This is a genomic window from Pseudomonas sp. 31 R 17 (genome assembly GCF_900004915.1).
GTDB lineage: Bacteria > Pseudomonadota > Gammaproteobacteria > Pseudomonadales > Pseudomonadaceae > Aquipseudomonas > Aquipseudomonas orientalis_A.
This window is the reverse complement of the sequence record NZ_CVTN01000065.1, coordinates 106,726-122,913: the sequence shown is the minus strand read 5'-3', so window position 1 is coordinate 122,913 and position 16,188 is coordinate 106,726. Positions and strand designations below refer to the sequence as shown.

Here is a 16,188-nt window from a genome sequence, read left to right as displayed (position 1 = left end):
CCGCCACCAATCATCTCAGCGCCCATTGGGAGAGCGAACTCATCAGACTTCTGCCGGGCTTTATGCCCACCACGTAGACCGCTCCTTTGATATGGCGGTTTGCGCCAGCTTCGGTGACATTCCGTTTAACGATCGAGTATCCACGCTTCTTGAGTTGCACAACCGCCAGATCAAGGTAAGGCTGATGCGCATTGTAAAACCGCACCTCGCCACCGGGCACGAGCAACTCATTCGCGGCGTTGAACCATACATCGAAGTGATTTTGCGTGAAGGGGTGTCGCGGTCCTCGGTTCAAGTACTCGAAGCTGACCGTATCGAATTGACCAGGCCCATTTATTCCGAGGGGAGTACCTTTGTATAAGGTGAAGTCAAACGCCAGGTCAGGCCGGGCGCCACTGTCGATATCCACCGTAAAGTCCCGCGCATGTGTGCTTCCCAACGAGCAGGAAGTGCCGGAAAACCCCATGACGGTGGTGCCTTCAGGACTGGCACCGCAACCCACCACCAGGTTGCGTTGACCGGGTGGAACCTTGCGCAAGTACCGCTGAATGGTCCATCTGGGCTTGCCATCGACTGCCGGCAGCGCGGCAGCGCCTTCGGGTGACAGGGCGGTAGAGGAGGATGAAGCGGCTCCCGGCGCCTCCTGCTCCCGTTCAGGGCTGCTGACCACTTCAGCGGGTTCATACGGTACCGCGCCATTGACCCACTCTTTGACCAGCCCACTATTGTCGCGGTAAACCAGCGGCCGATTACCCACCATGCAATAAAGATTCAACCCGTCGACGGTGCCGGCCGGATCCGCCGCCGACCACCGCTGTAACCCGCATAGGTAATAACGTCGACCAAAATAATAGAGGCCTGTAGCGTCCTGCTCCTTGCCCGAATAACGCAACGTGCGATAACTCTCCTCGCTCGAATCACCTCTCTCGGCGAACGCGGTACTGCCAAACGGATGATAAGTCTCGCGACTGATGACCCGCGCTTCACTGTCCAACTCCAGCGAACAGGAGCCCAGGTGGTCACTCAGGTTGTAGCGGTACTGATCTTTGGCAAGCTGCCTCGGTGGTGGGGTTTCCCAGTGCAGCACCTGCACGGTCTCCCGCCCAACCTGCACCTTGATGACCTGCATCACGTCGGCATCGACGCGGCGAACCTCCAGCCCCGCTGGCAAGTAGCGCGTTTCGCTGATCACGGTACGCGTGTTGGTCTGGCTCGAAGAGATTTTACGTTGGCGCATACCGTCGGCACCGTAGACGTAGCGCTCGGTGTCATCCAGGCCCAGGGTGCGTTCCACGGTATGCACGTGGCTCAGTTGATTACGCGCATCCCAGCTCAGTGTGCGGCCCCGATCCAACACCAACAGGTTACCGTTGGCATCGAAGCCTTCGGCGATCTGCGCTTCAGTCGGCGGCCTCCCCCCCACCTCGGGCAAGCAGCGATTACTGTGCCTGGCCGCCGTCAACACCCGCCCATGTTGCTGCGGGCCATGGTGAATCAGCTCCAACAGATTAGCGCCAGCGTCATAACGATAGGTTTGACGATAGTTAGCCACGGCAGCTGGGTCTTCGATATGGGCCGGTCCGCGATTAGCGCTACCGGCCTCCCAGCCGGTGGCTTCGATCAACTGGTAAAGGCTGTCATAGGTATAGCGGTTGATCGGCTCGATGCGTTGGTTGGCGTAGAAACGAACCGGCAGGGCTTTGTCCTCGATGCTCAGGATATTGCCTACTGGGTCATAGACGTAGCGCAAATCCTGTAGCGGTTCGTCGCCAGGTCCTGCAGCCCACAGACGGATCAATCGCCCGTTTTTCGGGCAGTAATCAAACCGACTGGTGACCTTGTTGCCTGCCGTTTGCCGTTCGACCTGCCCTTGCGCGTTATAGCAAATTTCATGCACCAGCCGTTGAGGGACAGTCGCGTTTTTCAGCTGCAGCCAGGCCTCGCGCAACTGGCCGTCGATGGTGTGATTGAAACGCTGCCGATTACCCTGCGCATCGGTTTGCTCCAGCACATTGCCCAGCGGGTTGAACTGCAAAGTACTGCGAGCACCGGCTGCTCGCTCAAGCAAATCATCACGCTCATCAAGGGGCAGTGGCCAGTCGGGCACGTCCAGGCGTTGCAGAAAGTGTTGATGCTGCTCCAGCACCGCGCCGGCTAAGCCGAACTCATTGAAATGCTGTGTTCCGGCAGGATTATCGTGGCGAATCAACTGGCCGCACTGATTATGCGCGCCGAAGTGCGGCGCGGCCTCGGCGTAGTGCAGGCGTTCAACGCACGCGGCCTGCTCGAACACCGCCACAGGCCTGAGCAACGTATCGTACTCAATCCACCGCTCATTGCCGCGGGCATCCCACCCGTGTACCTGTTGACCAGCCTCTGCAAACAGACTGGCCCGCCACCCCGCATCAACACTGTCGGAGCCCAACACCTTGTTGCTGAGCGAATACACCCGCGTCAGGTTGGCCGGTGCCGTAGGTTGCGCGACTAAACGCGGGTCCCATTCAGCCACGACGCGACCGACACTATCGATAACACTGCGATTGACCCGTGCCTGAGCCGGTGCCAGCGCACTGTCGCGCCAATAGCTCACGGCGCGAACCGTGAGGCCGCGAGGGTCACGAACACTCAACCCCGGTGTCTGCCGATGTACCGCCGGCGCGTTCATTGCAGTGTCTCCCCCTGAGCCTCTTTCATCGCCATCACCTCTGCATAGGTGTCGTTTTCATCCTCGTAAATGCTGTACCAAGGCCAGTAGGTATGACGCCGCAGGTAATCTTCCTGGGCGAGGACGGTGCGGGTAGGCCGGCCTAACGGGTCATAGAATTGGCGATCGCTGTAACCATGCTGCCTGAAACTGACATCGTTGATGTAGCGATGATGATCGGCAAAATAGGGCCGGTACATGCGCACGGCCAGCCCTTTGTTGTTGTACTCGATCCGTTCGCTGACCCGCCAACGCGCGACATCCTGCACCATCACCGGCCGGCCTTCGTCGTCAAGGGCCAATGAACCATCGTCCTGCACATGGTAGGCGTACCCGCGCTCGACCTTTTGCTTGCTCTGCAAGGCGCGCCCGAAACCGTCCCAGCAGTCCAAGGTGATGCGGATCTGTTTTTCCGGGTCGAGCGGGTAGCGATCAGCCTGCAAGCTCACGGCATGCACAGGCTCGCGACGCACCTGCGGGATCAAGTTCAACAGGCGTTGCTGCGCGGGCGTCAACGCATCGGATGGCAACAGCAGGCGGGCAGGCGCACGAATATGCCCACTGGGCAGCAGGTCGCCGCGTGCCACGCATTCGTCCAACCATTGGCGGTCCTGCAGGTCGGCGTCGGGCACCCTGCCCATCCAACTGAACGGGTCTTCAAAGTGCGCAATGGCGGCATCCTGCAAAGCAGTGTCCGCCGCTTCAATGACCTGGCTCGGCGTGCTGCCCAGGAGGGGCAGGTAGTCACTGAGCGGTGCAAAACCCACTGCGGCTCCCAGTTCGGTACCGTAGAAACTGCTGGCGATCACCTGGCCAAACGCGCCGAAAAGCACCTCCCGGGTGTTTTGATTGGGGTCGATCACTCGCGCCGGTTGCAGCAAGCGGTAGTCGATCGAATCGACATACGTCTCACAGCCGTCAGGTAGGTGTACGCGGGTATTCAGGCACCCATAGGGGTCGTAGCTCAATTGGGTCACACCATGACTGCGGGTTTGCTGCACAGTGAGGGTGTTATAGAAACCCGCAAGGCCAGCGTAGGTATTGAACCCGCGCTTGACCGACCACAATGACGCTTGCGCCCGAGCAATCGACGGCAACACCAGACGCATTTTGTGGTAGCCGACTTCCAGGAGCTTTTGCTCCAGGTCGAACGGCATTTCACCTGCGTCGTTGCGCAGCAAGTCGTAGGCTTTGAGCGCCGTCTCATCCAGTTCGGCAATTTCCAGCTCGTCGGCCAAGGCCAGAAACGTGGCCTCGCCATCCGGTGATGGGTGAATCCCGGACCGGTCCCGATAGCGTTGCACCGACTGCCCCACCAGCGTACGTTGAGCCTTGGGGTTCAAGGGGTTCACGTCGGTTTGCGCGATGAAGGCCTCATAGCTGATCGCTTTGGGTTGCAAGCCTTTGGGGCCAGGCCCTTTACCCAGTACCAGCGCGTTTTCCCGTTGCTGGAAAGGCAGGTGCAAACGCCAGCCCTGGGGGTCTGTCAGGTGGATATACTGCGCCAGGTTTTCACTCAGGTAATAAACCTGCTGCGCCGCGTCATGGGCATCACACCACCAGCGTTTCTGCGGTGCGATTTCATTCGGGTCCAACTGGCAGGCTGGATCATCCTGGGCCGTCAGGCGCCGGGCATAACTGACCCTGACGCCATGGGTCAGGCTGCCAAAGGCATCCCAGCGCAGGTTGATCTCGTGCTGGCACTGCGGGTCATCTGCCTGTTGTTCGTACTGGTAGGCAATCGACTCCAGGGCCAAAGCCAGCATCACTTTATAGGGCGCAAATTGACCGCCCACTGGCCGGTCCAGCACGCGTATCAGGTAGCGACTTTGCTCTACCGCATAAGGGACGTCGCAGGCGTTGCGCCCCCCATAGGTTTCCACACGCATTACCTGGCCCGCCAGCGCTTGGAGCATGCCCGGTAAGTCATCGGTCTTGGGGACGACGAGTTCATCGACACCATCGGCCTCGTGATAACAGCTGAGCAAGGTTGCACCCAAGGGGTGGGCCGCCTGATCGCCGTGGAAATAATCATCGCCGGCCGGGTCAATCGCCTGTCCGACATGAAACCAGGTCTTGCGCAACACCGGTTCACTGAAGCCCGACTCCCGTAGCTCCTCGTCAGCAACGTCGGCGTCTGTCTCCAGGAGCAGGGCAAAACCTCGAAAGGTTCGCAGTAGACCGTCGTAAAAGCCTTTTCGATATTCGAAACGTTGCGTCAGCCGATTACGGGTGATTTCGTCAAATTGAACCTGCTCGCTCACCACCGGCACGGGGAAGGGTAAACGACACACGGCCGGTTGGTTGCTAGCGAGCAATTGCTGTTTCTCATCCAGCCACTCCTGGGCCGAACTGCGATATTTCACGCTCGCGGCGGCGCCCAGGTTGTTATTGGTGGCACCTAACAAATAGGGTTTGGCCGCGACAAAGTCATACCGCCAATGCCTGGGCGACATATGCGGCACCGTCAGCACCAGGCTGGAGCAGCCCAGCCCTTGCAGGTCGGCGGTGCTCACCTGGCAAAAGCGGTCGTAGAGAACGCCTTCGGGCCAAGGGAGCTCAACGGCGGCATCGAAGCCGTTGCCACCACGGTTCATGAATACCAGCGCGCATTCAGCCTTCAAGTAGATCAGGTCAGCGGCCCCGGAGCCGTCCAGATCCGCCAGCAAGACCCGCGACGCATCGAACGCGTCATAAGCAAAATCCAGGGCGCTGAACGTGAAACCTTTGCCGAAGCGGCCCCGTCCCAGGTTGGGCCAGCATTCAAGCTGGTTGTGGCGGATGCGGATCAGATGCTGCTGGCCGCTGCCGAGCACGTCACTGAAGGCGACCAGTTCGGTGGGGGCGTTACTGATCAATGGCAGATCATCCTCGTCTGCCTGACGCGAAACCTGGGTCGCGGGGGCAAAACCGGCTCGCCGCAGGTTGGCATACAAACGCACACTGCGCGGGCCAATCATCGCCAGGTCAGACAAGCCCGCCCCCACCAGGTTGGCCAACTGCCCCTGAGGATGGAAAAACTCGTGAGGGACAGCGTCCAAGGTCGCGAAGTTCGACCAGCTGCGGTCCGGGTTGCAGGTAAAAAAACCACACAGCCCCGGCTGGGCGACGAGCCATTCAAGGCAGCCATCACCGGTGATGTCGCTTAAAAACTGCCGGGGTGCCTGCAGGCGGTCGGCTACCGGAATCTCTGGCAACTCATGCCAATCGTCATAGGCCACTTCGTCGAGGTCGCTCGTAGCCTTCGCCCGCATGGGCGCACGGTAGTACCAGGCTTTGTCATCCGTATACAAAATGCCCGGCAGCCCCTCGCCGTATAGGTCGACGAACTGATAACGCTGGCCGTCGCTAAGGCCCGGCATTTTTTCGAAGGCTTGATAGCGCCGGGGGTCGGGCGCGAGTTCGAACCGGTTATAGGTGAACTCCAGCGGTGGCCGACTCTGTATCTTTCCCTCTCGGTCAACGGCCTGTTCATGGGCCGCGTGCAACAGGCTATAACCCAGTGACGATGGCCGATACTCCAGCACCAGCCGGCGCACCAGCACGGGCGCCGGGCCCATATCCGGCTCCTCGGGAAAACAATGGAACATCAACACTTGCCGACACAGTTGCCGCGTCCTGAGCTCAAACCCATAGGCATAGCTGGAAAACGGATCGCCGCGTCCAGGCCATGCCGAGGTGGCCTCATAAGGAGGCACGGACAAGAGGGCAGCAGAACGTTCTCCATGGTCGAACACCAGGTGAAAGTGCCATAGCACACCTTGCCAACCGTCAATGCGCCACGCGTACAGTTGGTCATCTGCCAGCGCGTTACCGTAAAGCACCTTGCTCAAATAACGCTGGGCACTGATGCCATCGTCGGCCTGGTATTGGTAGACAATATGCTCGCCACGAGGGTTGAGGCTTTCATCCAGCAGCCACGCCCCTACACGTGCATCATCCAGCGGATCGACACGTCGCGAAGCCGCCGTTTTACCGTACACGTGCAGATTGCCGTCCGCACTGTGAATCAGCCAGAACCCTGCCGGGTCGGCGCTATCGGACCAATGCTCGATCAGTGCAAATGCGCCTTCGATGCGAGGCCAGTGACGTACCACGGTGTAAGGCCCTACCGGCAAGCCGTTATAGGCCGTCACGACCCGTGAGAGCTGTGCGCCCGTCGTCGGGTTGCGCTCCGGCATCCAGGGCTCCCCGTCCGGCCCCAGGATCACATCTTTATCGGTGTAGGCCGGCACCCCTGTGGACGTTCGTCGAGTGATCGCATTGGGCGTCTTGCTCCAACCGATGCCGAACGGGCTGTTGCCGCCGCTGCTGCTGTAACCCAGGGCCAGATCCGGGGCGAAACCTCGACCGACAGAAATCGGCAAGGGCAGCTCGAACGATGCGTCACCGCTGGTACCGATCGGCCCCAGGCCGTTGCCGATACTTTGGATAGCGCCGCCACCCTTGGGCAGGGACGGCGCGGCGATCTGCACAGACTCGTGGTTGTTCAGCATGCCGTCCTCCTAGCCAGCCTTGGCCGTGTAATCCAGTTTCAGGATGATATCGGTCAGCGATTTGAGCTGGCGTTCTCGCGCCACAAGGTCGGTAGAGGTGAATTCCAACGCCCAGCGTGAAATGGCGCCCGTACCTTCAAAGGGCAAGTAACGGTCATCGGTGAAACTGAAGGTGAACAGCCCGTCGTCATCCACCCCGCCAGACAAGACGATTTGCTGACTGGCGCGCAGGTTTTCCTTAAGGGTGTCGCCTATCTGCACGGCGCTGTAGGTTTGGGTCAAGGTGGCGTGAATGTCTTCGTAAGGCCCCAGCAGCACCGGCAACGACACGCTGATACGCCTGACGCGACGCACGGTATGCCCTGGGTAATTGCTGTCGAACATCGGCTGGGTCAACTCGAAATCGGCGCGGCCGTTGTCTATCAGGCCAAGCAGGATGGTGTCCCAGTCCTGATTGATGGCGGAGTTCGGATCCTTGGCCTTGAGTTGACGCAGAGACACCGTTTTGGTGATTTCCAGCAGTCGCTCATTGCGGCTCAGATACGCCGACTCCATTTTCAACAATGACAATTTCAACGCCTCGCCGGCGCTCAGGCCTCGATAGCTGTCCTTCCAGACACCCGCCTGGATAAAGCGTGTGCTGAAGTCGGCCAGTTCAAATTGCCAACAGGCTTCAGCGGCCAGGCACAGCGCCAAGGTGGCATCGTAGGCCTGGTAATAGAAAGTCGCGAACTGGTCGTTGAGCCATTGATAGAGTTGCGCATTGCTGAAACGCGTGCGTAGAAAATCGTAGCTGGCCAGTGCCTGATCCTGGGCGGTGCGGGACTGGTTCAATTGGAGAGTGGTGGCACGAACCTGCGCTTCAAGCACCTGCATCTGAGCCTCGATCTGGGTAATTTCCAACGCGGCTTGATCACGGGCTTGCATCCATTCCTGGTGGCGGCGGCGGAAGTGTTCAGTGCGATCCGCCGCTTCCGCGGTACCATGGAGCCTTGTGGCTGCGGCTGCGGAAAAAGCACTGACCATTTCGGCAACGCCCTCCAGGCGCCACCCGCCGGAGGACCCTACAGCAATAATACCGCCGGCCATGCCTGCAATAGCCCCACCGCCAGCGCCGAACGCATTGGGAGGGGCCTTCATGGCGGCGCCTACGGCCCTGGCTGCGTGACTGACGCCGTCTGCCACCTGACCAACCAGGTGCAGCGACGCTGCGGTGACTTCAACGACGCTCACCACCTCATCGGCCAACTTACTGTAAAATCTCAAGCGCCCCTGGGCCAGCGCCTTACTCGCCTCCAACGCTTTTTTCTGCTCGGCATCGATTCTTTGTGCCTGTTCTTGCAGGTCCACGGCAAATTGGGCGAACTCCCACGCCTGGTGGTATTGCAGTTCTTGCAGCTGCGCCTGCTCCTTACGTTCAATCAACGACAACAGGTTACTGCCGAACTGAATCAGGGTTTCCACTGCACTGCTGGCACGGTTGTGCATCACGCTGAACCGGTAGTGCGGTACCTCCTGGGCCAACAACCGCACAGCACCACCAGAGGCCGCGCCCTGGCCAAACGCAGCCAACAGGTCGCGCGGGTTCAAGGGGGCGGCGAACAGCGGCAGCATCAAGGGTTTGCCATCCAGCGTACGGTTGTTACGCAGGTTCTCCAGGCGCGCCTCGGCGATATCCCAGCTCTGCACCAGCTCACGGTTGAAGGGCAAGCGCAGGTAGGCGTTATCCAGCTCAAGCAATGTTGGGTCAGGCGCAAAAGTGCGCAGGTACAGCGGCGGTTCGGCAAACTGGTAAAGCGACTCGCCATGGTTGGCCGCAGCGCTTTCTTCGCGCAGTTGGTCCTGCCGAATCAGGCGCTGTTCGAACTCGCGCAATGTTGGGTTGCTGGCGTCGCTCAAGGTTTTCAGGGACATGGGTTGCCAATGAGACACCACCTTGATATCCGGGCGCGGCCCCAGCAGGTCAAGGACGCGCACATACCACAGCTTGGCTTCTGCGAGGCTGTCGGGGGTCAGCTGCCGGTAGGCGGCGTCGCCCCGATCCAGCAGGTTCTTGATGTAGAACATGTAGATCGCCTTGCGATAACGCACCGGGTGGCTGCTGGCGATACCGTCCGGGTCGGCAGGTTTGCGCGTGACATAGTCCATTTCCACCGGGTCATCCATCAATGGCCGTACGTTCCAGTAGTCCGGGCGGCCCTTCTCGTCTTTTTTGCGCGAGGGGTCGAAGATAAAGCTCAGCCACTGTTCGGCGCCCTCGAAGTTCTGCTCCTGGTTCAGGCGATGGCTGACCATGAAGGGCAGGTGCAGGAACAGCTCCCAGAAATACAATCCATTGGCACCGTGAAAATCCATCTGGTTAATCATTGCAGGTGGTTCAAGAGGGGGCTCCTCAAGGAGCTGGGTGCCCCAGGACAGGAGGTTTTCCAGGGCGATATTCGCGCGGTTGATCAATTCGCGTGCAAACAGGGTGTTCATGCGGATGGGTTGGCGTGGGGCGGTGCCGGCGTCGTTTAGGTTGATGCCCGAGTCGGTGAAGTCGATAAATTCGGCGGCGCCCAGAGTTGGGCTGACGCGAGTGTTGATACGAGGGGCAATCAGCGGTGTGGTGACTTGGGTGACAAGCTCCAGTTCTACGTAGGTCATTTTCAGGGCATGTCCCAAGACCGCCCAAGTGACATTATCAAATACTTTGATGCCATGGATAATCGGGATTTTTTTCGAACCGGTAGGCCAGGTGCCAGGCCAATCAGGCAACAGGGTCTCAGGGTTAATGGGGAGCTCTAGTGTATGGGTATCGGGAGGATTTATTACTGGAAAACCGGCTGAGTACCAAAGCGACTGCGCGCCGGGGTTAGCTGGCATCGGATCACTCAGATTCACAGGCCGAAGAATAACGTGTTGGAAGGAATAAATACGAGGTTTTATAAACTCCAAGGTATCAGACCAAAAAACCTCCCCCCTCAAGTTCCCCTTAATCCTTTTTGCTTGAAAATCTGGCCGATCAAAATATTTTCGCCGCGCACTTTTAAAAACCTTAGAGGCTATTGATATAAAGCCGTTTGCATCCGGCACACCAAGAGTGCAATGCAAAAGATCTGGCGTATCACGTAAAAAATCACGCACTACATATTCTACTATCCCACCGCAATAAATAAATTCAAATCTACATTCCCCCCCGGACGCAAACAGCTGACCACTCAACACTTGAATTCTCGAGCCCTCCAAAAGCACCTCATAATCACTAGTCGATTCTGGAATTGCGGGAAGAACCAATTCAAGCTTATATCGATCATTCGCCAACCAATAATAAGCCTCCATAGTAAACGTCACAGTTCGCATTGAAAAAGAAGCCGAGACTTTAGAGCTGAAGTTAATTACATTTTTAATCTTATCAAATACAACATCAACGCCACGGATCGGACTAACAATCGCAACTTGCCTCCCTTCAAAATCCCAACCATCCAAATTTTGATGCGGTCGATGCGACTCAACACTTTTCACCGCTATACTCAGCCCAGGCACCTCGAACTGAAACCCCCCTTTATTATCCTTAGCAAATAGCCGCCCCACCTTCAAGACATGCAGTTTTTTGATCTCCGTACTATCCCCGACAATGGGCACATACCCTCGGCTGGGAAACAGCGCCGTTATATTAAAGTTTTTGTCGATCATCGCTGTTTTTAAAAACGCATATTGATCCGCCGCCCCGTCCATCGCATTACCTGCGATATACCCTGCATACATAGCCACAAACAGCGAGTCCGGCATCGTCGAACTGTCGGCCACGGCAATGCTATCAACCAACTCCGCCAAATCCATAGTCTTGAACAACGGCGACTCACTCCAGGCTTCAATGACGGTTTGCGGCACACTCCAACTGCCATCGTATTTTTTATAAACCATGTTCAAACGCAACATCGGATTACTGTGCACCTTGGTTTCCGGTGACCCCACATCAGGCGGCTTGGGTGTACCTGGGAGATAGCCCTGTACAACCGTCATGCTGGCCGGACTGTTATCGACACACTCCACCCAAAATACAAATATGCGGTTATTGAACAACACCGGCCGGATCGTGCGCTCAATGGCACTGGCCGAAATCGGCAGGTTAGCCTTGTGCCAGTCCGACCACGCCCCCGGCTGCGGATAATCGAACTTTGGCCGGTCGGGGTCCGAGCCGTTGAGGTTCACGTAAGTACGCTGGGACATATCCACCGAGCGCCAGTAGTACACACTCTCGGCCCGGGACTTGCCAATGAAGTAATACATGCCGTTCTTGAAATCGGCGGTATTGATGTAACCATTGATAATAGTCAGGTTGGCCACTTCCTCAAAACTGGCCAGATAAGACAGCACCGCCTCTTGCGTCGTGTCGATATGGATCCTGTTCTGATTAAGGTCGTTTTCCAGCTGCTGGAAGTACTTGGATTTGGTCAGGCGCAACGAGGGGTCGATATACAGTTCCGGGTAATAGCTCAACTGCTGGTTGGCCGCCCAGATCGGGTACTGGCTGTTGATCTCGCGCCATTGACTGACCAGATGATCTTCCATTACCTCGGTTTCATAGCCAGGCTCCATGCCCATCAGCGCGGCATTGATGTACTGCTGAATACTGGCGATGGCCGAGGCCACCGGGCTGGTGGGCACGGCCTGGCTGACCTGCACATCCAACAGTTTGTATTGGTAGAGATCGTTGGCGGTCTTGATTTTTTCGCTTAACTGCGCGTTGACAAACTCCGGGGCATTGGGCACCACCTCATCCAGATAGTAGGCCACCAAGGCATCGCGCAGGGTTTCGTTGAGCTGACTATCGATTGAGCTGGACATGCTCGCTCCTCATTCATCGTGAAAGTGTGCAGGCGCTCAGCGCCGGGCAGCCATGACCGCATCGCCTACCGTTTGCCAGGCCGTACCTGTACTGTCGCCGTGCAGGGCGGTGGCCCTGAGCAAGTCCGCCGCAGCCAGGCCACTGGCGGCACAGGTGGCCTGGCTGCGCAGTATCCAGTCGATGTCGGCCATGGAGCAGGCGCGTTTTTGCGCCAGCTGTTGGAAAAGGTGATGCACTTCGTCGTGCTGCCACCCCACCAACCGGGCCAATACGGAAGCGGCCTGGTCGCTGACCGCTGCGCGCAACGTTTTGTTTTTGAGCGCTGTTTTCCCAGGGTTGGCCGCAATGAAGTAACCCAGCAACGCCTCTTCCGCCTGGCTTTGGCCATGAAACCACTGGCTGTAGCGGCTCAGCAGGTAGAAACTCTTGAGGTTCAACTCCAGATTTTTACCGGGGACTCCCAGCCATTGGGGGTTAAGCAAAAATACACGCAAGGCACTGGTGCTCAACCGCAGGTCCATCACCACTTTGCCATGGCGCAGGACTCGCTCGAATTGACTGAGCAACGAGTCGGTAGCGCTTGCGGTAGCCAACCCCAACACCGCGGACAACAGGGTGTGAACCGAGGTCTGCGCCCAACGTAATACAACCTGGGTGCGGTCCATCGGCAGGTTGATCATTTCTTGTACCAAACCTTCGATCAGCCGCAGTTGGCGGTCATGGCCGGCCAGTAGCAGGTCAGTAAGTACCGCTACGCTCTTCTCGCGCTCATGAGGGAAGAGGTTCAGTTGCCCCACCCGGTATTCAATAGCGCCTTGCAAGTAGTGATGGGGGTCTTCGAGACCTGTGAGCGGAACAGCGTTCACCAGCCCCTGCGGGTCCAGCAAATACTGCAGCACTTCACGCCATTTGATGGGTTCTCTTGCGCCGGCGGAGCTGGGGCGTTCATAGACAGGCAGATTCAGCGCCGAGATCTGCTCGTCGGTAATCAATACCTCTCGCGTCGCGGCAGCCAATAGACCCAAGCGGTCCACCATACCCTGGGGCGGCAGGTAATCCCCGGGCTCCAGGCCCAACGCGCGCCGTACCGCGGTAACGCTTTGCTTGCTGTCCTTGAGCCAATTTACAGCCCAATCCATCTGCATCAACACATCGAGCACGTCAGGCGCGGGCTCCAGGGCATTCTCTTCCCAAACCTCTACCGTCGGCAGAAGTTTTTTGGGCAGCGCGCCGCACTTCACTTGCAGGTCGTGAATGGAAGACGATTGGTCGGTTATCACTTCCCATGCGGACCTTGAAAGGGTTTTGCCGCTGAGCGACAACGTCCCACCCGCGCTCAACGGTTCAAGCGTGAGCGTGCTGCCATCAAGATTACGCACGAAGCTTACTTCGTCTGAATACTGCGGCTGCCGCTCCAGAGTAAACACCCGCGTGCCAGTTGCTGCTGCAAAATCGGTCCCCGCCAGCACAAACAAGGCGGAACCTGGCAGCAACCGCAATAAGTTTCCTTCTTGCGCAGCATCGACCACCAGCACCAGCCTGATGCTCAGATCATTGTCTCCGCGCGCAGCCAATGACCATGTACTGAAGGACGACAAGGAGGGTTGCAGCAGGCGCCCGGTACAGAGCAATCGCTGGTACTCCACCCCTCCCAGCATATCCACCAAGCCCCAGCTTTCCTCCGCAGACAGACCAAACATTTTCGCAATACGCGCCTGACGGTAGAGAGATGACAGGGTGCCAAGGTCACGGAGTAACGGCCCGACAAAATCCTTCGTTTGGCCGGCCAAGCGAAAAAGCGATGACTCTGTAGGCTCAAGGCCGAGCGCGACACAGAGTTGTGCCACGATTTTTTTGTTCGCAGCGTCTGTCCCACGGACATTGAAGGGGGCTCGATTAAGCACCAATGGCGTATCGAACAGCGCAGAAGGATTAAAGACTTGGTCAAACAGCGGCACCCTGTCACCCGTGGCGTAAGGCGTGAGATCGTGGAGGAACGCTGCAAATTCTTCGGGCTGGATGCCATAACGTCGGCTGAAATAGCGATAAACACCCAGGACCCGCAGGGTATTGGTGTTCAGGTCCATGGTCAGGTTGTGTTCACCCTCACTGCGGATGGCGCAGATGAGCAGTGTGTCCAGTTCGGCAAAGGACAGGTTCATACCCAGGTCCTTTTGCAGCCAGCGCTGCAGCCGAATCATCCGTTGCAGGCGGTCGAACCGCTGAGGGGAGGTTTTAGTCAAGTACCAGACCGTGCGGTTAGCGGTCGTGGTTTCCCTGAGGTCCATGGAGTTGTCGAATTGGTCCGCACGAGTAGAGCCAATGGTTACAGGCACACCGCTGTCATAACGCTCACTGCCATGGCCGTTGACGTAACACGCGCCATAGTGAGAGGCGTGCGGGTATGCCTTGTCGATTGCGCTCCCCGTCCACTGTGGATTGCCGCTAGGGCAGTTGGGGGATACACGGGGGAAATACTGACGCTGAGATATAAGCGCCTCGACCTGCTCGGCATCCAGTTCCGTGCGCTGCATGAAGGTCTCGAGCTGCACCAGTGGGCTGTCAATGTCACTAAGACCTTGAAGACCGTAATTGTGCTGAAAAAAAGCCTGCTGCTCGGCGGTCCACGTCACGTACTCATCCAGGACAATGGTGAAACTGAGTACCGCCAGTGAAACTGGCTGAGTGGTAGTACCACTGGTGCTGGTGACGGTAAATGAGGCTCGATAGCCTGGTTCGATTGGAAACGGCCCTTCTCCCCCCCAGCGTATAGCCGTGCAGATCGTTGTGGTGTTCGCAGGGTGAAGATAATTAGGTGTCCATAATCCAAACGTGCTCGTATACCCTGGCCACGATGAATTAATCCAGAAAAGCCCCTCGCGTTTAGCACCTTCAGGCCCCGAGAATTCAATAGCTGCGGCAGCAGTCAATTGCACATTGCTGACGAAGGTTTGCGCCTGAGGATCAACACTCTTCAAGCTTGGCTGCGGGGGGATCAGTAAACCAACCCTGATGGCCGAGTGCGGACTCAGATGGGAAGTCCCCGGCCCCCTCCAGACCCCCGTCAGCTCAGCCTTAGAGAGATAAAACGTCGTAAACAACGACGGTTCGATCAACAACTGCTGCTGCTGAGGACTCAGACCCGACATCAACAGTTGCGCTTGCGCTGCGGCATTCTGCACCACGCCATAATCGTTCAAGCCCCTTTGGCTGATGGGCAACTGCAAGCTGATTCGATAGCTCAACTCCCCCAGCTCAAGCTTCTTTTCGGCCAGGCCCAATCGGCATTGGTGGTGAGGGTAGTAATACGGGAACATGAACGGATAGCGCCGCTCGGCCAGTACCTCGTAGATGGGTTTGTTCTTATCCGGCATCCCACTGCGGTAGCGGGTGATATCGGCCATGAGGATCTCATTGACCAGTTCCAGCATCGGCCTTGGGGTAAAGGTGCTGTGCTGGTCAATGATCAGCTCCTGCAAATCGCGCCGCCGAGTCTCCAACAGGATCTTGGGCCGAGTGCCCTGGCCGGAGCCCTCCAAGGTGCGCGTGGCGAAACGATATTGAGCGCAGAGGTAAGACACCGGCGAGTCGACCGCCGCTATATCGCCCACTTTGCAGAACTCATCCCAGTTTTCCTTGAACAGGTTAGGGAAACTGGGCCCGACATCGACCAACGCACGCACACCGGTCCGCATACCCGGATCCTGGGCTCTCCCGCTAGACACTCGGTGTTCACGGTACAGCCGACCAATCTGCACCGCGTAGCACATGGCATTGTCATAAGCCACCTCGCCATCCGCCTCGCAGATCTCACCCAGACGTTGCACGAAGTGAGGCTTGGGTTGGGCAATGATGTCGAACACCGACTCCATACCCAACTGCTGCATCGCGTTGATGAAGCTGACTTTTTCCAGATCCTCTACCTGCAGTTCTGGCTCATCTACTACAAGCGTGCGTAGCAGACGGTCACTTCTCGATTCGTTGTCCATGCCCGCGTATTCCTTCAGATAGAGATACACACCGATATGTCCAACAAACTGAGCGCCACACGAAAAAAAAGAACCTGTGAGTTCTGACAGTAGCGACGAACGGCTTGGCGTTGGTTGAGGCGTCGATTGATGGTGCGCAGGCAGATGCTTCTGCTCAGTAAGTAAGCC

4 protein-coding genes are annotated in these 16,188 nt (G+C 57.7%); all 4 read right to left on the bottom strand.

Features of this window, described 5'->3' with window-relative positions:
* Window positions 1-10: 10 nt before the first annotated feature.
* From BFP89_RS12830 to BFP89_RS12815, 4 genes are read right to left on the bottom strand one after another with little or no spacing between them, the layout of a single operon-like run.
* The gene (locus BFP89_RS12830) at window positions 11-2,665 is read right to left on the bottom strand and encodes an RHS repeat domain-containing protein (protein ID WP_065885854.1); all 2,655 of its coding nucleotides are present in this window, start codon (window positions 2,663-2,665) and stop codon (window positions 11-13) included.
* Window positions 2,662-7,200 (bottom strand): SpvB/TcaC N-terminal domain-containing protein, encoded by a 4,539-nt coding sequence (locus BFP89_RS12825; protein ID WP_141689085.1) that lies wholly within the window; start codon window positions 7,198-7,200, stop codon window positions 2,662-2,664. The genes BFP89_RS12830 and BFP89_RS12825 overlap by 4 nt, the downstream gene beginning before the upstream one ends.
* Window positions 7,201-7,209: 9 nt before the next feature.
* Window positions 7,210-12,030, bottom strand: coding sequence for a Tc toxin subunit A-related protein (locus BFP89_RS12820; RefSeq protein WP_065885853.1), 4,821 nt, complete (start codon window positions 12,028-12,030; stop codon window positions 7,210-7,212).
* Window positions 12,031-12,066: 36 nt separating this feature from the next.
* Window positions 12,067-16,020, bottom strand: coding sequence for a Tc toxin subunit A (locus tag BFP89_RS12815; RefSeq protein WP_065885852.1), 3,954 nt, complete (start codon window positions 16,018-16,020; stop codon window positions 12,067-12,069).
* Between the last annotated feature and the right edge of the window lie 168 nt (window positions 16,021-16,188).

Coding starts and splice junctions, on each gene's coding strand:
- BFP89_RS12815 (WP_065885852.1), bottom strand. CDS start 16,020: ATGGACAACGAATCGAGAAGTGACCGTCTGCTACGCACGCTTGTAGTA.
- BFP89_RS12825 (WP_141689085.1), bottom strand. CDS start 7,200: ATGCTGAACAACCACGAGTCTGTGCAGATCGCCGCGCCGTCCCTGCCC.
- BFP89_RS12830 (WP_065885854.1), bottom strand. CDS start 2,665: ATGAACGCGCCGGCGGTACATCGGCAGACACCGGGGTTGAGTGTTCGT.
- BFP89_RS12820 (WP_065885853.1), bottom strand. CDS start 12,030: ATGTCCAGCTCAATCGATAGTCAGCTCAACGAAACCCTGCGCGATGCC.